The following is a 21,179-nucleotide window of genomic DNA, read 5'->3' as shown; positions in this document are numbered from 1 at the left end:
GGCCGTGCTCACGCCCCAGTAGATGACGCATCGAGATCGTCGGGCGGCGGCTCGTCGGCCGTGGGGGGCGGCGGTGACGTTGCTCGTGCTCGCGTTGACCGGCGCGTGTGGACCTGAGGTCGACGAGCCGCCCGCCGTGCAGGGGCGGGCGGTGGCGACCTACACCGACCCCGGGGTCTACCGCGTCGGGCGGGCGCAACTGCGGCGCATCGTCGACGAGCTGGACCCGGACTCGCCCCAGCGGGCCGTTCTCGCCGACGGCCACGTGACGCGGAGCGAGGTGGATGCTGCCTGGGAGGGGTACGCGCAGTGCATGCGCCGAGCCGGCTTCGCCGTCACCACGTCGGTCTGGGACCCGGTCACCGGCACGAGCCGGATCTTCACCTACGCGAGGGTGGGGGCGACGACCACCGCACCGACGACTTCCGCGACGCCCACCACGGCGCCGACCCTTGACGCGATGACCGACGGGGAGGCCGAGCGGGTTGACGCCTGCGAAGAGGAGTACTGGTTCCCGGTCTCGGCCGTGTACGCGGCCGAGACACCGCCCCACATGGAGCCGCGGCTGGCCTCCGCGATGCAGCAGTGCATGGGCGAGCGGGGATACGCGGTGCAGGGGATCGCCGACTTCGGTGGCATGGTCGGCGCGGTGCGGGGGGAGGCTCAGGGCGAGCGGGTTCAAGCCGGTCGGGACTGTCTCACGAAGGCCTTGGCGGACCTGTACCCCGACCTGCCGTACTTCCCACGCCCGTGACTGGATAGCCTCACCTGCGTGACCATGGTGATCCCCAGCCCGACCTCCGGGGTCTGGCACCTCGGGCCGTTCCCGCTGCGTGGCTACGCGCTGTGCATCCTCGCGGGCATCGTCGTGGCCGTCTGGATCACCGGTCGGCGCCTCGTCGACCGGGGCCACGCCAAGGAGAAGGCCGTCGACATCTCGGCCTGGGCGGTCCCGTTCGGCATCATCGGCGGCCGGATCTACCACGTCATCACCACGCCCGAGCCCTACTTTGGCGCGGGCGGTCACCCGCTCAAGGCGCTATACATCTGGGAGGGCGGCCTCGGCATCTGGGGAGCCATCTCCCTGGGTGCGCTCGGGGCCTGGGTCGGCGCCCGCCGCCACGGGGTGCCCTTCCTCGACTACATCGACGCCGCTGCCCCAGGGGTGGCCGTCGCGCAGGCGCTGGGCCGCTGGGGCAACTGGTTCAACAACGAGCTCTACGGCCGGGCCACCGACGTCCCGTGGGGCCTGACCATCCACGAGTGGGACCAGTCCGCCGGCCACGCCGTGCGCGACACGAACGGCAAGGCCATCGTGCTCGGCACCTTCCAGCCGACCTTCCTCTACGAGTCGCTCTGGTGCCTGCTCCTCGCCCTCTTCCTCGTGCTGGCCGACCGCCGCTGGGCGCTGCGCAAGGGCCAGCTCTTCGGGCTCTACGTCATCGGCTACCCGATGGGCCGGATCGTCTTCGAGCTGATGCGCAGCGACGAGGCCAACACCATCTTCGGCGTGCGGGTCAACGTGTGGACGAGCATTCTGGTCTTCCTGCTCGGCATCGCCATCGTCTGGTTCGGGAGGCGCCGCGAGGTGGCGGTTCCCCGAGAGGTCGCGTCTCAACATACGGAATAGGTCGGCTCACATGGCGGGACAAACGGCCCACCGGCTATCCTTCCTGCAGCCGTGGCCAAGGCCGTCCACGCGCGTGAAATGGTGTGCCCAACTTGGGTTCCACAACGCACTTGACTCCCCCCAAGGACGGTGACCCGAACGTGACTCCTGCGCGCTTCTCCGCCCAGCCCGCCAACACGGGCCTCTACCGCCGCGAGCACGAGCACGACGCCTGCGGCGTGGCCCTCGTGGCGACGATGCGGGGAAGCGCAGGTCACGACATCGTCGACCACGCCCTGACTGCCCTGCGCAACCTCGACCACCGCGGCGCCACCGGCGCCGACCCGCTCGTGGGCGACGGTGCCGGCATCCTGACCCAGATCCCCGACGCGTTCTTCCGCGAGGTCGTCGAGTTCGACCTCCCGGTCAACGGCGCGTATGCCGTGGGCACCGCCTTCCTGCCGACCGACGAGACCGAACGTGCCCAGGTGGTCGCCCGGATCGAGGAGCTCGCAGCTGAGGAAGGGCTCACCGTCCTGGGGTGGCGCGACGTGCCGGTCGCGGCTGAGCTCGTGGGCCAGGCGGCCCGCGACTGCATGCCGTTCTTCCGGCAGCTGTTCGTCTCGGCTGCGGTCGGCCGCATGGTCGGCCTGGGGCTCGACCGTCTCGCCTTCTGCCTGCGCAAGCGCGCCGAGCGCGAGACCGAGGTCTACTTCCCGTCCCTGTCGTGTCGCACGCTCGTCTACAAGGGCATGCTCACCACGGGGCAGCTCGAGCCGTTCTTCCCCGACCTGTCCGACCGCCGGTTCGAGACCCAGCTCGCGCTGGTCCACTCGCGGTTCTCCACCAACACCTTCCCGAGCTGGCCGCTGGCCCACCCCTACCGGCTGATCGCCCACAACGGCGAGATCAACACCGTCAAGGGCAACCGCAACTGGATGAGCGCCCGCGAGAGCCAGCTGGTCTCCGACGTCATCCCGGGTGACCTCGACCGGCTGTTCCCGATCTGCACGCCCGAGGCCTCCGACTCGGCCTCCTTCGACGAGGCGCTCGAGCTGCTGCACCTCGGCGGACGTCCGCTGCCCCACGCGGTCCTCATGATGATCCCGGAGGCGTGGGAGAACAACGACGAGATGGACCCCGCCCGCAGGGCGTTCTACGAGTTCCACTCGACCTTCATGGAGCCGTGGGACGGTCCGGCCTGCGTGACCTTCACCGACGGATCGCTCATCGGCGCCGTCCTGGACCGCAACGGCCTACGTCCCGGGCGCTACTCGGTGACCGACGACGGCCTCGTCGTCCTCGCCTCCGAGTCGGGGGTCCTCGACCTCGACCCGACCCGTGTCGTGCGCAAGGGACGGCTCCAGCCGGGGCGGATGTTCCTCGTCGACACGGAGCACGGCCGCATCGTGTCCGACGACGAGGTGAAGTCGTCGCTGGCGGCCCAGCACCCCTACGACGAGTGGCTGCACGCCGGCCTCATCCACCTCGACGACCTGCCCGAGCGCGAGCACATCGTGCACACCGCGGCCTCGGTGGCGCGGCGCCAGCAGACCTTCGGCTACACGCAGGAGGAGCTCAAGATCCTCCTCACGCCGATGGCCAGGACGGGGGGAGAGGCGCTCGGCTCGATGGGCACCGACACCCCGATCGCGGTGCTGTCGGACCGCCCGCGGCTCGTCTTCGACTACTTCACCCAGCTGTTCGCCCAGGTGACCAACCCACCGCTCGACGCGATCCGCGAGGAGCTCGTCACCTCGTTGGGCACCGTCATCGGTCCGGAGGGCAACGCCCTCTCGGCCGGCCCCGCGCACGCGCGCCAGGTCGTCCTGCCCTTCCCGGTGATCGACAACGACCACCTCGCCAAGATCGTCCACGTCAACGCCGACGGCGACCTGCCGGGCTACGCGACCCACGTCGTGCGCGGGCTCTACGACGTCACGGGTGGGGCCGCTGCGATGACCGCGCGGCTCGAGGAGATCTTCGCCGAGGTGTCGGCAGCGATCGCCCAGGGGGCCCGCTTCGTCGTGCTCTCGGACCGCGACTCCGGTCGCGACTACGCGCCGATCCCGTCGCTGCTGCTCACCTCGGCCGTCCACCACCACCTCATCCGCGAGAAGACCCGCACCCTCGTGGGGCTCGTCGTGGAGGCCGGCGACGTGCGCGAGGTCCACCACGTCGCCCTTCTCATCGGCTACGGCGCGGCGGCGGTCAACCCCTACCTCGCCATGGAGTCGGTGGAGGACCTGGTGCGGTCTGGCGCCATTGAAGGCGTCACCGCCGACCAGGCCGTCAAGAACCTCATCAAGGCGCTCGGCAAGGGCGTCCTCAAGGTCATGTCCAAGATGGGCATCTCCACCGTCGCGTCCTACCGCGGCGCCCAGGTCTTCGAGGCCCTCGGGCTCTCGCAGGAGCTCGTCGACCGCTACTTCACGGGCACCGTGAGCCAGCTCGGTGGCGTCGGCCTCGACGTCCTCGCCGCGGAGACCGCGGCCCGGCACGCCGCGGCATACCCCCCGGACGGGGTGCGGCTCCCGCACCGCAAGCTCGGCGTCGGCGGTGAGTACCAGTGGCGACGCGAAGGTGAGCCGCACCTGTTCGACCCCGACACCGTCTTCCGCCTGCAGCACTCGACGCGGCAGCGGCGCTACGACATCTTCAAGCAGTACACCTCGCGCATCGACGAGCAGTCCGAGCGGCTCATGACGCTGCGTGGCCTGTTCAACCTCGGTGGCGCCTCGCCGCGGCAGCCGGTGCCGATCGACGAGGTCGAGCCGATCAGCGAGATCGTCAAGCGCTTCAACACCGGGGCGATGTCCTACGGCTCGATCAGCCAGGAGGCCCACGAGACGCTGGCCGTCGCCATGAACCGCCTCGGTGGACGCTCCAACACGGGCGAGGGCGGCGAGGACGTCGACCGCCTGATGGACCCGGAGCGGCGGTCGACGATCAAGCAGGTCGCCTCCGGCCGGTTCGGCGTCACCTCGCTCTACCTCACCAAGTCGGGCGACATCCAGATCAAGATGGCGCAGGGGGCCAAGCCCGGTGAGGGTGGACAGCTGCCCGGTCACAAGGTCTACCCGTGGATCGCCACGACCCGTCACTCGACGCCCGGCGTGGGTCTCATCAGCCCGCCGCCGCACCACGACATCTACTCGATCGAAGACCTCGCCCAGCTGATCCACGACCTCAAGAACGCCAACCCGGAGGCCCGGATCCACGTCAAGCTGGTCTCCGAGATCGGGGTCGGCACGGTCGCGGCAGGTGTCTCCAAGGCGCACTCCGACGTGGTCCTCATCTCCGGCCACGACGGTGGCACCGGCGCCTCGCCCCTCACCTCGCTGAAGCACGCCGGCGGCCCGTGGGAGATCGGCCTCGCCGAGACCCAGCAGACCTTGGTGCTCAACGGTCTGCGCGACCGCATCGTCGTGCAGTGCGACGGTCAGCTCAAGACCGGGCGCGACGTGATCATCGCCGCCCTGCTCGGCGCCGAGGAGTTCGGGTTCGCCACGGCTCCGCTCGTCGTCAGCGGCTGCATCATGATGCGCGTCTGCCACCTCGACACCTGTCCGGTCGGCATCGCCACCCAGAACCCGGAGCTGCGCGCGCGCTACTCCGGCAAGCCCGAGTTCGTCGAGACCTTCTTCGAGTACATCGCCGAGGAGGTCCGCGAGCACCTGGCGGCCCTGGGTTTCCGCAGCATCGAGGAGGCCATCGGCCAGGTGTCGGCGATCGACGCCACCCGCGCCGTCAACCACTGGAAGGCCGCTGGGCTCGACCTCGCGCCGATCTTCGCCGACGTGGAGAGCCCTGACGGCTCAGCCCGCCGCAACACCACGACCCAGGACCATGGGCTCGAGAAGGCCCTCGACCACCACCTCATCACCATCGCGCGGGAGGCCATCAACGACGGCACCCCGGTGCTCGGCGAGGTCGCGGTGCGCAACGTCAACCGCACGATCGGCACGCTGCTCGGCCACGAGGTCACCAAGGCCCATCCCGACGGGTTGCCCGACAACACGATCGACCTGACCCTGACCGGCTCGGCCGGTCAGTCCCTCGGGGCGTTCCTCCCGCGGGGTGTCACCCTGCGGCTCGTCGGCGACGCCAACGACTACGTGGGCAAGGGTCTGTCGGGCGGTCGCGTGGTGGTGCGCCCTGACCGCGCGGCCCCGCTCCAGGCTGAGGCGAACGTCATCGCCGGCAACGTCATCGGCTACGGCGCGACCACGGGGCAGCTGTTCCTCCGTGGGCTGGTCGGCGAGCGCTTCTGCGTCCGCAACTCCGGTGCGACCGCCGTCGTCGAGGGGGTCGGCGACCACGGGTGCGAGTACATGACGGGTGGCATCGTCCTGGTGCTCGGCCCGACCGGGCGCAACTTCGCGGCCGGCATGTCCGGGGGAGTGGCCTACGTCCTCGACCTCGACGTGGGCCGGGTCAACCCCGAGCTCGTCGACGTGTCCGGGCTTCGTCCCGACGACGAAACGGTCGTGCGCGAGCTGCTCGCCCAGCACCTGCAGGAGACCGAGTCGCCCATCGCGGCCCGGCTGCTCGAGGAGTGGGAGTCGGCCAGGTCGCGGTTCACCCTGGTCCTCCCACGTGACTACCAGCGCGTCCTCGACGTGCGCGCCGCCGCCGAGGCGGAGGGACTAGACGTCAACGGCTCCGAGGTCTGGGAGCGGATCATGGAGGCCTCCCGTGGCTGACCCCCAAGGTTTTCTCAAGACGCGGGAGCGCGAGCTGCCCGCCCGTCGCCCCGTGCCGGTCCGGATCAGGGACTGGAAAGAGGTCTACGAGGAGCAGGAGCTCGGCCAGCTCCAGCGTCAGGCCGGGCGCTGCATGGACTGCGGGATCCCGTTCTGCCACAGCGGTTGTCCCTTGGGCAACCTCATCCCCGAGTGGAACGACCTCGCCTGGAAGGGCGACTGGCGCGAGGCCATCGAGCGCCTGCACGCCACGAACAACTTCCCGGAGTTCACCGGTCGGCTCTGCCCGGCCCCCTGTGAGACGGCCTGCGTCCTCGGGATCAACCAGCCCGCGGTGACCATCAAGCAGATCGAGGTCACGACGATCGACCGGGCCTTCGACGCCGGCTACGTCCAGCCGCAGGCGCCCGAGCGGCTCTCCGGCAAGACCGTCGCCGTCGTCGGCTCCGGTCCGGCGGGCCTGGCTGCGGCCCAGCAGCTCACCCGGGCTGGCCACACCGTCGCGGTCTACGAGCGCGCCGACAAGCCCGGTGGACTGCTGCGCTACGGCATCCCCGAGTTCAAGATGGAGAAGTCGGTCCTCGACCGTCGCATCGCCCAGATGGAGGCCGAGGGGACACGCTTCCGCAGCGGGGTCGACGTCGGTGGCGACGTGACCGGCAAGCAGCTGCGCGACCGCTACGACGCGGTCGTCCTGGCCATCGGGGCCACCGTGCCCCGCGAGCTGCCCGTGCCCGGGCGTGAGCTCGACGGCGTCATGCAGGCGATGGACTTCCTCCCGCCGGCCAACCGGGTCGCGCTCGGGGAGACCGTCGAGGGACAGGTCACCGCGGAGGGCAAGGACGTCATCGTCATCGGCGGTGGCGACACCGGCGCCGACTGCATCGGCACCTCGCACCGCCAGGGCGCCCGTTCGGTCACCAGCCTCGAGATCATGCCGCAGCCGGGTGAGGAGCGGGTCGCGGGTCAGCCGTGGCCCACCTACCCGATGCTGTTCCGCGTCGCGTCGGCCCACGAGGAGGGTGGCGAGCGCGTCTACGCCGCCTCCACCAAGGAGATCCTCGGCGAGGACGGCAGGGTGTCCGGCATCCGCGTCGTCGACGTGCGCATGGGCGACCGGGGCTTCGAGGAGGTCGAGGGCACCGAACGCGTGCTGCCGGCCCAGCTGATCCTGCTCGCGATGGGCTTCCTCGGCCCGCAGGGCCCGGGCGTCGTCGAGCAGCTCGAGGTCGAGCTCGACGAGCGCTCCAACGTCAAGCGCGACCAGGACTACATGTCGTCGGTGCCCGGTGTGTTCGTGGCCGGTGACGCCGGTCGTGGGCAGTCCTTGATCGTGTGGGCCATCGCCGAGGGCCGGTCTGCCGCGGCCGGGGTCGACCGCTTCCTGACCGGCGCCACAGCGCTGCCGCGCCCGATCAACCCGAACGACCGCCCGCTGGTCGTCTGACCCCAGCGGCGGGCCCGCGGCATACCCGGAGCTCGGCTGTCCGCAGGGTGACCGGGGTCACGTTCCGGGTGGGTCGACCGATAAGGTCGAGGACATGCGTCGCGCCAAGATCGTCTGCACATTGGGCCCGGCTGTATCCACTCCCGAGAGGATCCGCCAGCTCGTCGACGCGGGGATGGATGTGGCCCGCCTCAACCTCTCGCACGGCGAGTACGCCGACCACGAGAAGATCTACCAGGAGATCCGCCGGGCCAGTGACGAGACCGGTCACGCGGTCGGTGTCCTGGTCGACCTGCAGGGTCCCAAGATCCGCACCGCGCGCTTCAAGGACGGCCCGGTCGACCTCGTCAACGGCGCCGAGTTCACCATCACCACCCGCGACGTCGAGGGCTCGGTGACCGAGGTCGGCACGACCTACAAGGGCCTGCCCGGCGACGTCCGCCCCGGCGACCTGCTCCTCATCGACGACGGCAAGGTCTGCCTCCAGGCGACCGCCGTCAGCGAGACCGACGTGACGTGTGTCGTCACCGTCGGCGGCACGGTCTCCAACAACAAGGGGATCAACCTCCCCGGCGTCGCGGTGTCCGTGCCCGCGCTGTCCGAGAAGGACAAGGAAGACCTGCGGTGGGCCCTCGGGCTGCGCGCCGACATGATCGCGCTGTCCTTCGTGCGCTCGGCCGCCGACCTCGACGACGTCCACGCCGTGATGGACGAGGTCGGGGTCCGGCTGCCCGTCATCGCCAAGATCGAGAAGCCGCAGGCGGTCGACAACCTCGTCGAGATCATCGAGGCGTTCGACGGCGTGATGGTGGCTCGTGGCGACCTCGGCGTCGAGCTGCCGCTCGAGGAGGTGCCGATCGTCCAGAAGGAAGCCATCGAGATCGCGCGCCGCAACGCCAAGCCGGTCATCGTCGCCACCCAGGTGCTCGAGTCGATGATCGAGAACCCCCGCCCGACCCGCGCCGAGGCCTCCGACGCCGCCAACGCCGTCCTCGACGGTGCTGACGCGCTCATGCTCTCGGGCGAGACCAGCGTCGGTGCCTACCCGATCGTGGCCGTGCAGACGATGGCTCGCATCATCGAGAGCACCGAGGAGCACGGGCTCGAGCGGATCCGTCCGCTGGGCACCAAGCCCCACACGATGGGTGGCGCCGTGGCCGCAGCGGCCGTCGAGATCGGCGAGCTGCTCGGCGCGAAGTACCTCATCACGTTCAGCCAGTCCGGTGACACCGCGAAGCGGATGTCGCGGATCCGTCCGCGGATCCCCATGCTGGCGTTCACCCCCGAACCGCACACCCGCTCGCGGCTGTCCCTGGCGTGGGGCATCGAGACCTTCCTCGTCCCCATGGCCCGGCACACCGACCAGATGGCCCAGCAGGTCGACAAGTCGCTGCTCGCCTCGGGTCGCGCGCAGGAGGGCGACCTCGTCGTCATCGTGGCCGGCTCGCCCCCCGGCATCCCGGGCTCCACCAACGCGCTGCGTGTGCACAAGATGGGCGACGCCATCAACAAGGTGGCCCCCGCCTACGAGGACCTCGACGACTGAGCCTCGCCCTGGCCGGTTCTGTCACGCTCGATTGACCCCTTCTCGTCGAAGACTGTGGAAGAAACCTAGCCAACCATAGCCGACTGTGGTTGTATGGCCGCGTTCGAACGGGGCGGGTCTCAAGGGTGAGCGGAGCCGTCCGCGGGCGCTGGACACCGGCTCCCGTGGGTGGCTTCTGCTGGGGCACGGCCCGGCCGGTGGGGCGCTTCTGCCTCCCCGGTGGGCTCTTCCAGGTAGAGGGGATATTCATGACATCGATCAAGCGCTGGGCAACCGTCCCGGTGGTGTGCGGTCTCGGGCTGACGGTGCTGGCGGCACCGGCCTTCGCCAACTACTACAACTGGGGCATCGTCAACGCCTACGAGGGTGGGAGGTTGGTGGCGCAGGGCAAGGGAACCGTGGGGGTCGACTACGGGCTCGACGTGATCGGCGGACACGCCACCTCGTCCGACCCACGTCCGGGTGGCAGTCCCGCCTACGCCAAGATCCACTACAACTACACGGTCCCGCAGTTCGACGGTCCCCACGATGCGCGGGGGGTCAACAACTACAAGGCCGTGTGGGTGGACAAGTTCGTCAACGGCAACCTCAACACCATGTACGACGCCGCGGAGCTCCGTGGCGAGGCCTGCCAGGACGACAACCTCAGCCCGGACGTGTGCAAGGGCAGCGCCTGGACCAACCAGAAGTGGTGACTGCGGCCGATCAGCTCGCAGTCGAGGGCGACGAGGGTGACCTCCGCCCTCGGCTGCGGGACGTCACGGTCCGGCGAGGCAGCTTCGTGCTCGCCTGCCCCGACTGGCGCACCCGGCCCGGGCTGACTGCGGTCGTGGGTCTCAACGGGGCGGGCAAGTCGACGCTCCTGCAGCTGCTCTCCGGGCAGCTCGGTCCCGCCCGCGGCGAGGTCGAGCTCGCCGACCGGACGACCGTGCTGCCGCAGGTCGCTCGCCTGGCCAACGCCTCGTCGGTGGTCGACCTCTACCGCTACCTCGCCGCCCTGCGTGGGGTCCGGCGCCGTGATCGCGAGCCCGAGGTGCAGTCGGCCCTCGCGCTGGCCGGGCTCGTCGAGCACGCGTTCATCCCGATGCGGCAGCTGAGCGGTGGCTGGCAGCAGCGAGCGCTGGTCGGTCAGTGCCTGCTGGGCTCGCCGACAGTCCTGCTGCTCGACGAGCCGACCGCCTCCCTCGACGTCGGCGCGGCGCGCAGCATCTGGGAGCTGATGCGCGAGCTCTCGGAGCGGCTGCCGGTGGTGGTCGCCACCCACGAGGCGTCCGCGTCCCTCGAGTTCTGCGACCAGATGGTCACCGTCCAGGCCGGCGTGGTCGGCCCGGCACTCGAGGGCGACCTGTTGCGCGCCGACCTGGGTCGTGCCCCCGAGTCGGCCGAGAGCTTCCTGCTCGGCCTGATCGAGCCCGAGGAGCGCAGCGCATGAGGGCACAGTGGGGCAAGGGCATGCCGTGGCTGGTGACCGGGCTGATGCTTGTGGCGATGGCGACGGTGCTGTCGGGGCGCGACGCCGGCTGGGTGGGTGACCCGCTCTGGGGCCAGGAGACGATCGGGGTCGCCCAGGTCCTCGTCCTTCCCCTGCTCACCGGTGGCGCGGCCGTCGTCGGCTGGCGCGACGTCGGAGGCATCCTCACCCTGATCCCCGCCGGCCGACAGCGGTGGCGGCACTTCTGCGCGACGTTCGCGGCGTGGGCCGTCCCCGTCGTGGCGCTGTATGCCGTGGGCAACCTGTTCGTCGTGCTCACCTCCCGGTGGAGTGAGCCGTCGATCCCCAACGCCACGCCGTGGCCGGCCCTCACCCAGACCGGCGGAGCGTTGCTCGTCTTCGTCGTCGGGTACGCCCTGGGGGTCGTGCTGAGGTCCTGGCTGGGGTCGGTGGTGGCGGCCCTGCTCACCGTCGCGGTGCTCATCCTCGACCGAATGGGGGTGATCGTCACCGGCCTGGCCGAGTACACCTCCAGCGGGACGATGCTGGGGACCGTCGCCAACCCGGCCTATTTCGCGAAGCGACTGGTCTGGATGGTGCTCGTCGGAGCCCCCATCATCGCCCTGCTCGTGACCGACCGACGTCGCCGAGCCGGCTTGCTCACGGCTGTGGCCCTGGCCCTGGTGGTCGGCGCGCTGGTCTTCGAGACCGACGACAGCTACCGGGTCGTGCCTGGTCGCACGGACATCTGCACCAGCACGCCCGTCGTCGTGTGTGCGCCGCCGGAGTTCCGGGCCCGGGCTGAGCGAGCCGCCCAGATGGCCGGTGAGACCGGCGCGGTGCTTCGCGAGCTCGGGGTCCGGTCACCGAGCCGCTTCGTGATGTGGCAACCCGGCAGGGACCACATGGACTTTTTGATGCTGATCTCCGACAAACTTCGTTCCCCACTGGTGCTGGGAGATGTGCTGGGCGAAGTTGTTGCCCCCAAGTCCTGCAGGCTGTGGTCTGGCCCCGAGCCGCCGCCGTACTCGTGGTTCTACAGCGAGGCGCTGGTGGAGTCCTATGTGATGACGGAGATCACCGGCAAGACTGCCGAGCCCTACGGCCGACTCCTCACCTCGAAGGGCGCCGAGGAGTCGCGAGCGTTGGTCACGCAGGCGGCGACGGCGCTCCAGGAGTGCGACCTGTCGAAGGTGCCACCATCGTTCAGCAACCAGTAGGGGCAGGGTGATCCGCGGCTGGCTGGCCGACCACGACTGGCGCCTGGCGGTGCTGTCCACCGGTCTGGCAAGCGTCGCCCTGGCCACCGGTCAGCCGATCCTGGCCAGCCCGCTGGGCGAGTCGTACCAAGGGATCACGGTCGGTCTGCTCGCCGTGCTGTGCAGCTGTATGGGCTTCGCGCTGAGCCTGCGGTCCTGCGCGGCAGCGGCCCTGGGCGTCCGGTCGGGTGCGCGGTATCGCTTGCTGTGGTTCGTGATCCAGCTCCTCCTGGTGGCCACGGTCGCGGAGACGGTGGCGGGGTTCGACCTCGTGCCCCGACGACTGGTCTTCGTGATCGGGTGGGGCGCAGGGCTTTCCGGGCTCCTCGCGCTGACCTCAGAAGGCGCGTCGATGCTCTACGGCTTCCTGCTGTTCGCCACCTGCGTCCTGACCTCCCGTGGGGAGCCGGCTCGATGGTGGGCCCCACTAGCCCACGTCCCGGTCGGTGATGCGGGGGTCGTGGCCGCGGCGATCCTGGTCCTGGCGTGCGGCGCCGGCTACGTGGCCAACCCGCTGCGCCGGACCCCATTCTGAGTCGCGTGCCGCCCGACGACCAGCACCGTGCCGCTCCGGTATGCCGCGTGCTCACCGTGGTGCCGCGGCCCCGCACCTGGTCGTCCGGCGGCAGAGGCTGTGCCGTTTTGTCGTCCGGGCGCACCGCACCGCTATCCTTTCCGAGGCCGCTGAGGTGGCCACGGCCGAAGCGTCTGAGGTTCGGCAAGCCGAAGTGGTGGAATGGCAGACACGGAGCACTCAAAATGCTCTGCTCGAAAGGGCGTGCGGGTTCAAGTCCCGCCTTCGGCACCCAGCTGACCAGCGGGAACGACCACCGGTGGTGGGCAGTCTCCACGCGCTGTCCACACCGGTCCACGGCTCAGCCTGTGGGCGGGCCACCCGGGTAGTCGGTTCCTGGCTTCCTGAGCCGTACGCCGCTGACCGAGTCGTGTTCCGGCCACTCTGTGACGTCAGGAGATCCCACCTCTCCGGTCAGCTGTCCAGGAAGGAGTGGACCTCGTCGATGAACACCCCGAACCCCGGCTCGGCGCCCTGCAGGATGTGGTTCTTGCTGTCCAGCCTGACCAGCCGGCTCCCGCGGACCATGGAATGCAGCTCCTCTGCCTCGGCGAAGGACCAAACCCGGTCGTCCGACGAGTGCATGATCAGGGTCGGCACGTCCAGGGTGCGGGCGGCCTCGGTGCAGTCGAGGTCTCCGAACGCGCGCCACAGGCGATAGGCGTTGTGGGCTGACGCTGAGCGTCGCTGCAGCTCGTCGAAGGCACGCCAGCTCTCCAGTGGACCGTCGGGCAAGAACCGCGCGTCGTAGACCTGTCGGAAGCCCGGTTGGTCGCCGCCCCAGGACGTCTTGATCAGCTCCCCCAACGCCGCCAGCTCGCGTCGCAGCTCGTCGTCCGCGCGAGCCCAGGTCGCCCGGGCACAGGTGCCGTAGACGACGACGTGAGATACGCGCTCGGGGTGGCGCGCGGCATACGTGATGGCTATCGGTCCGCCGTGTGAGATGCCGAGCAGCGGGAAGCGCTCCAGTCCCATCGCGTCGACGACGGTCTCGAGATCACGCACCCACGCCTCCAGCGTGAAGGAGTCGTCGTCCACCTCCCAGTCAGAGAGCCCACAACCGCGCTCGTCGTAACGCACGAGAGTGTGTCGCTGCGAGAGCGCGCTCCACCACGGTTGCCAGATGGGGCTCTCCCAGTCGTGGTCGAGGTGGGTCAGCCAGTTCGACGCCTTCACCAAGGGCGGGCCAGATCCACTGACCGCGTAGGCGAGGCGTACGTTGTCCGGTGTGTGACAGAAGCTGACCCGCTGGTCGGCGAGAGTTGCAGCCCGCGGAGACGCGACCGGCGCCGCCGGCCGCACGATCGGCGTCAGGGCAAGGTCCCGTACGGCGCTGGCTTCGGCGCTGGGTCCAATCCCCAGCTCACGCTCCAGTGCGTCGGTCAGCGCGGTGAAGTGGCGCAGCACCCCGGCACGGTCTCCGGCGTCCAGCAGCTCGCGCATCAGCGCCACCCGCGCCTCCTCGTCGACCGGGTCGAGGGCCACGAGCTCCGCGAACCGGCCGCTGTTCCGGAGCAGCTCGTGATGCCGCATCTGGAGGCGCTGACGGTGGTGGAAGGCCCAGTCCTCGTAGAGCTCGTGCGGCAGGAGGTCGCCTTGATACATGTCGAGGGCACGCTCCGCGCAGGACGCCCGCTCCTCGGGTGAGGACTTCGGGTCGAGAGCGGTCCGGGCCAGCCGCTCGAAGACGACCGCGTCGACCTCGACGTGCACCAGGTCCCCGGGGAACAGCGCCACGGTGCCGGCGGCGAACGTTACGCTCTCCGGTATGCCGATCGCGCTCCTGAGGTAGTGAGCCGCCATGTGCAGCCGGTTGCCGACCGAGTCGATGGAGGCATCCGGCCACAGGGCCTCCACCACCACCTCGCGGTGGGCGCGTCGACCGGGCGCGAGCGCGAGGTACTCGGCGAGGCGGATCGGGTCTCGACGACCCCGCGCGCCCGCGACGACCGCTCGCTCCCCGACGCGGACCACGACGTCACCCAGGAGTTGGACGTGGACCACGACCCGGTGGTCGGTGCTGGCCATGCGCTCGATCTTCCTGCCTCGTGCTCGGACCCGTCGAGTGGTGCAGGGTGGCCCCGGCCAAGGCATCGACGTCGCTCGCACAACCCGTCCGCGAACGCGGGCGGCCTGCGCGAGGAAGGGTTGCGAAAGGTCGGCTCCATACCGTGCACCTCAGCGAGGACAACTGGAGTCCACCAGTCCCACCGACAGAATACGAGGTAGTCATGAGCACGTGGTCGAACCGGGCGCCCAGGGTGGGCGAACAGGCTTCCCTGTCCCGGACCATCACCAAAGAAGACATCGCGCTGTTCACCAGCCTGAGTGGCGATCGCAACCCACTCCACTACGACGAGGCAGCTGCGCGGCGCACTCCCTTCGGCGGCATCGTCGTCCAAGGGGGCGTGACGAGCGCGATCCTCAACGCCGTCGTCGCCGAACGGCTGCCGGGACCTGGCACGGTCTTCATGCAGACGAACCTGCGGTTCCTCGCGCCGGTCCGCCCCCGAGACACCATCACCGGCGAGGTCACCGTCACGGCTGTGCGGCACGACAAGCCGATTACCTGGCTGGACGTTCGCGTGATCCGCGACGACGGAGTGGTGGCCCTCGAAGGCAACGCCGTGTGCTGGAGCATGGACCTGTCTGCTGCCCAGGGATGACGTCGAGCCTTCCTCGCGACGCCTGAACTACGGTTGAAACGCGCCTCTGCCGCAGTAGGGCGGCGAAGGATCGCACGGGCGGGCGTCTACAGGTCCTTGACTGCCCGGATCGCAGCGACCGTGCGCGGGAAGCCGATGTATGGGAAGCAGTGGACCAGGGCTGCGATCACCTCGGCCTTGGTGTTGCCGGTTTGCAGGCAGGCGCGTCCGTGGGGGCCGAGCTGTGCGGCGGTGTCGCCGATGGTGGCCAGCGCGCAAAGTACGAGTAGCTCGCGCCGGGCCAGAGCAAGTCCGTGTCGGGTGTAGAAGTCGCCGAAGCAGAACTCGGTGAGGAACTGGGGAAGTGCCGTGTCGAACGGTTCGGGTAGATCCGCCAAGTTGTCCTTGATCTCGTTGCCGTACAAGGGTGCCTGGACGGCGAGGCCTTTGCTGTACCGCTCGGCGTCGGTGACGGTGCCCTGGTCCGGCAGCGGGAGCGGGATTCCTCTGGCCGAGAAGACCTCGTTGATCGTGGCGACCGCGTTGAGGGTGCGGGGGAAACCGATGAACGGTGCCAGCTGGTAGATGGCCTCGCGGATGGCGACCGGCTCGACGCCGACGTTGAGCGCGGCCCCGGTGTGGGACGTCAGCTGCGGCAAGGCCTCCATGCAGGTCAATACGGTGACGGTGATGAGTTCACGGCTGTGGTCGTCCAGGGCGCCGGTGTCGAAAACGTCTCCGAAGATGAACCCTCGCAGGATACGCATGAGCTCCGGGTCGTCGTCCGGGGCAGTCACGTCTCGCGGCCCGAAGAGGCGCTCATACGTTGCCTCCGCATGCGCCTGACGTCGGGATACATCAGTGCCCTGGACTTCGTCAGCCATGTGGGCACTGTTGCTTCCGCTCTCACCGCCGTCAAGTTTCACGCCGGGCTGACAACGCGGCCCGGAGACGGCATCCGGCGCCTGACTCCGGTATCGGCAATGACACCGCGCCGGCAGGCGACGGGGTGACGCATCACCTCGGCACGAGAACGCGGTCCTCGGTTCGCCGGCACGCAGCGACAAGACACACTTCCGGGGCCGCGAGCTGGGTGGGATCGTCGCTGGTGTGAAACCTTTTCGGCCGCTCGTGGGTCGTGTGGTCATGACAGGCATGTTCCTGCGGGGGATGAATGTCCCGGCACCTCACCGGGTCGTAGCGGCTGGGTTGTTGGTGGTGGGGGCTCTGACGGGGTGCGCTAGGGACGCCACGGACAAGGTCCCGCGGCCGATGACTCCGACGTGGGCGCGCGACTCCACGACGAGCGGCCGGTCCTCCGTTGAGCAGGTGGCGATCGAGCCAGGTACCTACCTGATTCCGGCTTCCGCGTGGTCGGTGGCGGACTACACGGTGACGTTCCCGGAGGGCTGGGAGGTGCAGTACGGCCACCTCTTCAGCAAGCACTCCGACGCGGCCAACGAGCTCGGGTTCTATGCCGTCGTGGTCGACGAGATCTTCACCGACCCGTGCCTGGGTGAGGGTGTCCCCGTGGCCGTCGGATCCCGTGTGGGAGACCTCGTGACGGCGCTGCTCGAGCAGCCCGGCCCGGTCAAGGGGAGCCCCGTGGCCAGCACCTTGGCCGGGTACCCCGCAACCCGGATCGACCTCGAGGTCCCACAGAGCCTCGACCTGGCGAAGTGCCGCCTGGCCGAAGACGACGTCTTGGGTCTGCAGGTCTGGAAGAGCACACCTGCGGACAAGTACTTCGTGCTCCTTCCCGGCCAACGCGTGAGCCTGTACGTCGTCGACGTGCACGGCAGGCGCCAGGTCTTCCTGGTCGAGACGGGCGCCCACACGTCTGCGACTGACAAGGCCGAGTTGAAGGCCGCCCTCGACTCGATCCACATCGAGGGGTAGGTCCACCATGAGCGCGGGGACTGGGGAACCACTGGTAGCCCACGAGGTCCACAGTGAGTCCGACCGCGTGCGCCTCGTCTTCGAGGCGTCCTACCGGCGCCTGGTCGGCCAGCTGTATGGCGTGTGCCGCGACCTCACCGAGGCGGAGGAGGTGGTCGCGGAGGCCTTCGCGCGCGCGGTGCAGCATCGGCGCACCTTCGCCCGCCTGGACAACCCGGAGGCGTGGCTGCGCACGGTCGCCGTCAACGTCAGCCGCACCCGCGCGCGCAGGCGCAGGCTGCTCGGCGACCGCGACCGCGCGCAGGTCGCGCGTCACCCGATGCTCGAGGATGACCGGCTGGCGCTGATGGCTGCCCTCCGGGCTCTGCCCGCCAACCAGAGAGAGGCTGTCGCGCTGCACTACCTGGCCGACCTCCCTGTCCAAGCCGTCGCCGAGGCCACCGGCGTCCCCGTGGGCACCGTCAAGACGCGGCTGCGCCGGGGACGCGCTGCTCTCGCCCTGCTGCTCGCCGACCCTCCCGACCCCCGTCACGAGGAGGCGCCCGATGCCTGACCTCGACCGGCTCCTGCGCTCGGACCTGTCCGACACTGCGGCTCAGGCCGCCCGGCCGCCCGACTTCTCGGCCATCGAGCAGCGCGGAGCGCACCGACACCGGACCCGCACCGTGCTCACTGCTGCTGTCGCCGCGGTGCTCATCGTCCTGGCCACGCTCGGAACGTCTTTCCTGGGCGGGTCCGATCGCACCGCTCCCCAGCCGGCCAAGAATCCGAATCCGCCCACCCGGACCACCAGTGACGCGTTGGCGAGGCACTGGACTCCCCTTCGCCCGGACACCTCTCGGGTCACGGCGAGGCAGGTCCAGACCGATGAAGCAGACACCACCTACGGTGGGATCGACATCCGCGAGGTCAACTCCGGGGACCCATCGCATTCCCTGTCTTGGAACATCAAGCTGCGGGAGAGGCCCCCGTTGGCGTCAGCACTTGACCCCGCGAGCCGCGTGATCGAGCACGGCCTGGTCTTCGACACCGATCGCGATGGAGCCGCGGACTGCCAGCTCGGGATCAACACCGACGCCCCGAAACCCGGGCAGCTGCGAGTGTGGGTCAAGAACCTGACGACCGGCGTCACCGACGAACGCGTCGGCCCGCCGTACGGCATCCCCTTCGACTTCGCCTATCCCAGCGAGAGGGCGACTGAGCCGTCGGATGTACACATCTTCTTCTTGTCGGGCGCACCTACACCCTGTGCGTTCACCAACTCCGCGGACTTGTACGCGTACGCCTCCGTCACCGTGAACGGGCTGGTCACCGAGTGGGACTACGCACCGGACGACGCGTGGCTCGAAATGACCAACTAACCCCGGCCGGAGGGTCGGGGTTAGTTGTGCACTGCCCACCATTGCCAGGGCCCACCACCGCAAGGATCACCCGCAAGTCAAGCCATGAGCCATGCCCGAACGGTCACGACCGCGCCCATCATGGGCGAGCGCACATGGCGGAAAGACGCGGCGGGTGAACAGACTCATCGTCCTATGGCGGTGGTTCGACGCGGCATTGATTCGGACCTGCCAGATGCCACCTCCATCGCCTCTGATCTCGAGGCTCTGTTGCGCGACTGAGCATCCCGACCCGGTCGACGTGGGTGCCGTCGACGACCGGGCTGTGCTCAGGACAGGTGCTTGGGCTCCGGGGTCTTCTTGTGGTCCCAGTCCGAACCCGTGGGGTTCTGGGAGGGGCCATCGGTCTCCGCCGGCGTGGTGCCGTTCACCGCGCCGGGGCCGGTGGCCGGGGTCAGGGACACCACCACGGACTTGGAGGTCGGGGTGTTGCTTCCGATGGCCGTGGAGTCCAGCGGCACCAGCGGGTTGGTCTCGGGGTAGTAGGCGGCAGCGGATCCGCGTGGGGTGTCATAGCTGATCACGCGGAACCCGCGGACGCGGCGGACGATGTCGTCGCCGGTCCATCGGGTGGTGATGTCGACGAGGTCGCCGTCTTTGAGCCCGAAGGCCGTGATGTCGTCTGGGTGGACGAAGATCACCTTGCGGCCTCCTTCGATGCCGCGGTAGCGGTCGCTGAGGCCGTAGATCGTGGTGTTGTACTGGTCGTGGCTGCGCAGGGTTTGGAGCAGCACGTGGCCCTGGGGGACGTGGACGACCTCGATGGGGGAGGCGACGAACTCGGCCTTGCCGGACTTGGTGTCGAAGGTCCGGGTGTCGCGGGGCGGGTGCGGCATGATCATGCCGCCGGGCTTGCGGACGTTGACCTCGTAGTCCTCGCACCCGGGGACGACCTTGGCGATGTGGTGGCGGATGACGCGGTAGTCGTCGCGCATCGCTTTCCACTGCAGGCCGTGGCGGTTCCCGAGCGTGGCCTCGGCGATGCTGGTGACGATGTCGACCTCGGACCTGAGCTGGGGGCTGGCCGGCTCCAGCGGGCCGCGAGAGGCGTGCACCGAGCAGGTGGAGTCCTCGACGGAGATCCACTGGGCACCACTGGCTTGGATGTCCTTCTCGGTGCGGCCCTTGGTCGGCAGGATCAGCGCGGTCTCGCCGCAGACGAGGTGCGAGCGGTTGATCTTCGTCGACACCTGCACCGTCATGCGGACCTTGCGCATCGCCGGGATCACGATGTCGGTGTCCGACACCGCCTGCACGAAGTTGCCGCCGAGCCCCATGAAGAAGTGGACCTTGCCGTCGCGCATGGCGCGCAGGGAGTCGACGACGTCCAGGCCGTGCGCACGCGGCGGGTCGAAGCCGAACTCCTTCTGGAGGGCGTCGAGGAAGGCCGCCGGGGGTCGCTCCCAGATGCCCATCGTGCGGTCGCCCTGGACGTTGGAGTGGCCGCGCACCGGCAGCAGGCCGGCGCCCTCGCGGCCGATGTTGCCCTGCGCCAGGGCGAGGTTGACGACCTCCTTGATGGTCGCGACCCCGTTGCGGTGCTGCGTCAGGCCCATCGCCCAGCAGTAGACCGTCCGCGTGGAGCCACGGAGCATCTCGGCGGCCTGCGTGATCAGCTCACGGGACAGCCCGGTCACCTCGACGACCTGGTCCCAGTCGACCGCCCGGACGTGGTCGCGCCACTGCTCGAAGCCCGTGGCGTGGGTTTCAATGAACTCGTGGTCGAGCGCGTCCCACTCGACGAGGAGCGAGCCGATCGCCTGGAAGAGGGCAAGGTCGCCGTTGACCTTCACAGGGAGGTGCAGGTCGGCCATGGCCGTGCCGTGCCCGATGACGCCCTTGGGCTTCTGCGGGTTCTTGAACCTGACCAGCCCGGCCTCACGCAGCGGGTTGATCGAGATGACCTTCGCGCCGTTCTGCTTCGCGATCTCCAGGGCCGAGAGCATGCGCGGGTGATTGGTCCCGGGGTTCTGGCCGGCGATGACGATGACGGACGCCGTGTGGACGTCGTCGAGCGTGACGCTCGCCTTGCCGATGCCGATGGACTCCTGCAGCGCGATACTCGTGGACTCGTGGCACATATTCGAGCAGTCCGGCAGGTTGTTGGTGCCGAACGCGCGGACGAACAGCTGGTAGGCGAACGCCGACTCGTTGGAGGCCCGCCCGGAGGTGTAGAACGTCGCCTCGTCGGGGCTGGCGAGCGAGCGAAGCTCGGCCCCGATGAGCTCGAAGGCCTCGTCCCACTCGATCGGCTCGTAGTGCGCGCCACCCGGCCGCTTGACCATGGGGTGCGTGATGCGGCCCTGCTGGCCAAGCCAGTGCTCCGTGTGGGCGTCGAGCTCGTCGATGCTGTGCCGGGCGAAGAACTCCGGCGTGGCCCGGTCGCGGGTCGCCTCCTCCGCGACGGCCTTGGCGCCGTTCTCGCAAAACTCTGCCGTGTGGCGGTGACCCGGGTCGGGGTCCGGCCAGGCACAGCTCATGCAGTCGAAGCCCTCAGCCTGGTTGAGCCTGAGCAGGGTCTGCGCCGTCCGCTTCACCCCCATGTGGTCGAGGGACCGCCTCATCGACACCGCGACCGCGGTGGGGCCGGCTGCGTGGTCCTCCTGACTCTTGACCACCAGGTCGGCCTCGGAGTAGTCACCCTCGTCGTGCTTGGACATGC

Annotated in this window: 16 protein-coding genes and 1 tRNA gene; 14 read left to right on the top strand and 3 right to left on the bottom strand. The window is 69.4% G+C overall.

The window, feature by feature from the left end; all coding sequences use genetic code 11:
• Positions 1 to 73: 73 nt before the first annotated feature.
• From ACXJKD_RS15285 to ACXJKD_RS15240, 10 genes are all read left to right on the top strand, one after another.
• Positions 74 to 754 (top strand): hypothetical protein, encoded by a 681-nt coding sequence (locus tag ACXJKD_RS15285; protein WP_457255462.1) that lies wholly within the window; start codon positions 74 to 76, stop codon positions 752 to 754.
• A gap of 24 nt (positions 755 to 778) precedes the next feature.
• Entirely contained in the window at positions 779 to 1,630 is an 852-nt protein-coding gene (lgt, locus tag ACXJKD_RS15280) for a prolipoprotein diacylglyceryl transferase (RefSeq protein WP_457255608.1), read from the top strand.
• Between the two features lie 110 nt (positions 1,631 to 1,740).
• The gene (gltB, locus tag ACXJKD_RS15275) at positions 1,741 to 6,315 is read left to right on the top strand and encodes a glutamate synthase large subunit (protein ID WP_457255461.1); all 4,575 of its coding nucleotides are present in this window, start codon (positions 1,741 to 1,743) and stop codon (positions 6,313 to 6,315) included.
• Positions 6,308 to 7,762 carry a glutamate synthase subunit beta gene (locus ACXJKD_RS15270; RefSeq protein ID WP_457255460.1) on the top strand — a complete coding sequence of 485 codons (1,455 nt, stop codon included), beginning with the start codon at positions 6,308 to 6,310 and terminating at the stop codon, positions 7,760 to 7,762. The genes gltB and ACXJKD_RS15270 overlap by 8 nt, the downstream gene beginning before the upstream one ends.
• 94 nt (positions 7,763 to 7,856) lie before the next feature.
• The gene (pyk, locus tag ACXJKD_RS15265) at positions 7,857 to 9,308 is read left to right on the top strand and encodes a pyruvate kinase (protein ID WP_457255459.1); all 1,452 of its coding nucleotides are present in this window, start codon (positions 7,857 to 7,859) and stop codon (positions 9,306 to 9,308) included.
• Positions 9,309 to 9,556: 248 nt separating this feature from the next.
• Positions 9,557 to 10,003: a hypothetical protein gene (locus tag ACXJKD_RS15260; protein ID WP_457255458.1), complete on the top strand. Its 447-nt coding sequence runs from the start codon at positions 9,557 to 9,559 to the stop codon at positions 10,001 to 10,003.
• The gene (locus tag ACXJKD_RS15255; protein WP_457255457.1) at positions 10,000 to 10,740 is read left to right on the top strand and encodes an ATP-binding cassette domain-containing protein; all 741 of its coding nucleotides are present in this window, start codon (positions 10,000 to 10,002) and stop codon (positions 10,738 to 10,740) included. The genes ACXJKD_RS15260 and ACXJKD_RS15255 overlap by 4 nt, the downstream gene beginning before the upstream one ends.
• Positions 10,737 to 11,960, top strand: coding sequence for a hypothetical protein (locus ACXJKD_RS15250; RefSeq protein WP_457255456.1), 1,224 nt, complete (start codon positions 10,737 to 10,739; stop codon positions 11,958 to 11,960). Before ACXJKD_RS15255 ends, ACXJKD_RS15250 begins: the two co-directional genes overlap by 4 nt.
• Positions 11,961 to 11,967: 7 nt before the next feature.
• Entirely contained in the window at positions 11,968 to 12,534 is a 567-nt protein-coding gene (locus ACXJKD_RS15245) for a hypothetical protein (RefSeq protein ID WP_457255455.1), read from the top strand.
• A gap of 187 nt (positions 12,535 to 12,721) precedes the next feature.
• Positions 12,722 to 12,804, top strand: a tRNA-Leu gene (locus tag ACXJKD_RS15240).
• A 183-nt stretch (positions 12,805 to 12,987) separates the two neighbouring features.
• Here the strand turns inward: ACXJKD_RS15240 and ACXJKD_RS15235 are convergent.
• Positions 12,988 to 14,601 carry an alpha/beta fold hydrolase gene (locus tag ACXJKD_RS15235; protein ID WP_457255454.1) on the bottom strand — a complete coding sequence of 538 codons (1,614 nt, stop codon included), beginning with the start codon at positions 14,599 to 14,601 and terminating at the stop codon, positions 12,988 to 12,990.
• Positions 14,602 to 14,804: 203 nt separating this feature from the next.
• Between ACXJKD_RS15235 and ACXJKD_RS15230 the strand changes: the two genes are divergently transcribed.
• Positions 14,805 to 15,239 (top strand): MaoC family dehydratase, encoded by a 435-nt coding sequence (locus ACXJKD_RS15230; protein WP_457255453.1) that lies wholly within the window; start codon positions 14,805 to 14,807, stop codon positions 15,237 to 15,239.
• Between the two features lie 86 nt (positions 15,240 to 15,325).
• On the opposite strand, the gene ACXJKD_RS15225 is transcribed toward ACXJKD_RS15230, so the two are convergent.
• Entirely contained in the window at positions 15,326 to 16,102 is a 777-nt protein-coding gene (locus tag ACXJKD_RS15225; RefSeq protein WP_457255452.1) for a carboxymuconolactone decarboxylase family protein, read from the bottom strand.
• A gap of 388 nt (positions 16,103 to 16,490) precedes the next feature.
• On the opposite strand from ACXJKD_RS15225, the gene ACXJKD_RS15220 reads away from it, so the two are divergent.
• From ACXJKD_RS15220 to ACXJKD_RS15210, 3 genes are read left to right on the top strand one after another with little or no spacing between them, the layout of a single operon-like run.
• A complete protein-coding gene (locus ACXJKD_RS15220; RefSeq protein ID WP_457255451.1) occupies positions 16,491 to 17,117 on the top strand; it encodes a hypothetical protein in 627 nt (208 codons plus the stop codon).
• A 7-nt stretch (positions 17,118 to 17,124) separates the two neighbouring features.
• Positions 17,125 to 17,670 (top strand): RNA polymerase sigma factor, encoded by a 546-nt coding sequence (locus tag ACXJKD_RS15215; RefSeq protein WP_457255450.1) that lies wholly within the window; start codon positions 17,125 to 17,127, stop codon positions 17,668 to 17,670.
• Positions 17,663 to 18,478, top strand: a complete 816-nt coding sequence (locus ACXJKD_RS15210; protein ID WP_457255449.1) for a hypothetical protein — start codon at positions 17,663 to 17,665, stop codon at positions 18,476 to 18,478. Before ACXJKD_RS15215 ends, ACXJKD_RS15210 begins: the two co-directional genes overlap by 8 nt.
• Before the next feature lie 308 nt (positions 18,479 to 18,786).
• On the opposite strand, the gene ACXJKD_RS15205 is transcribed toward ACXJKD_RS15210, so the two are convergent.
• Positions 18,787 to 21,177 (bottom strand): FdhF/YdeP family oxidoreductase, encoded by a 2,391-nt coding sequence (locus ACXJKD_RS15205; RefSeq protein WP_457255448.1) that lies wholly within the window; start codon positions 21,175 to 21,177, stop codon positions 18,787 to 18,789.
• Between the last annotated feature and the right edge of the window lie 2 nt (positions 21,178 to 21,179).

The organism is Pedococcus sp. P5_B7, assembly GCF_054049895.1.
The sequence above is the reverse complement of the archived record's forward strand: the minus strand, read 5'-3'. Positions and strand labels throughout refer to the sequence as shown.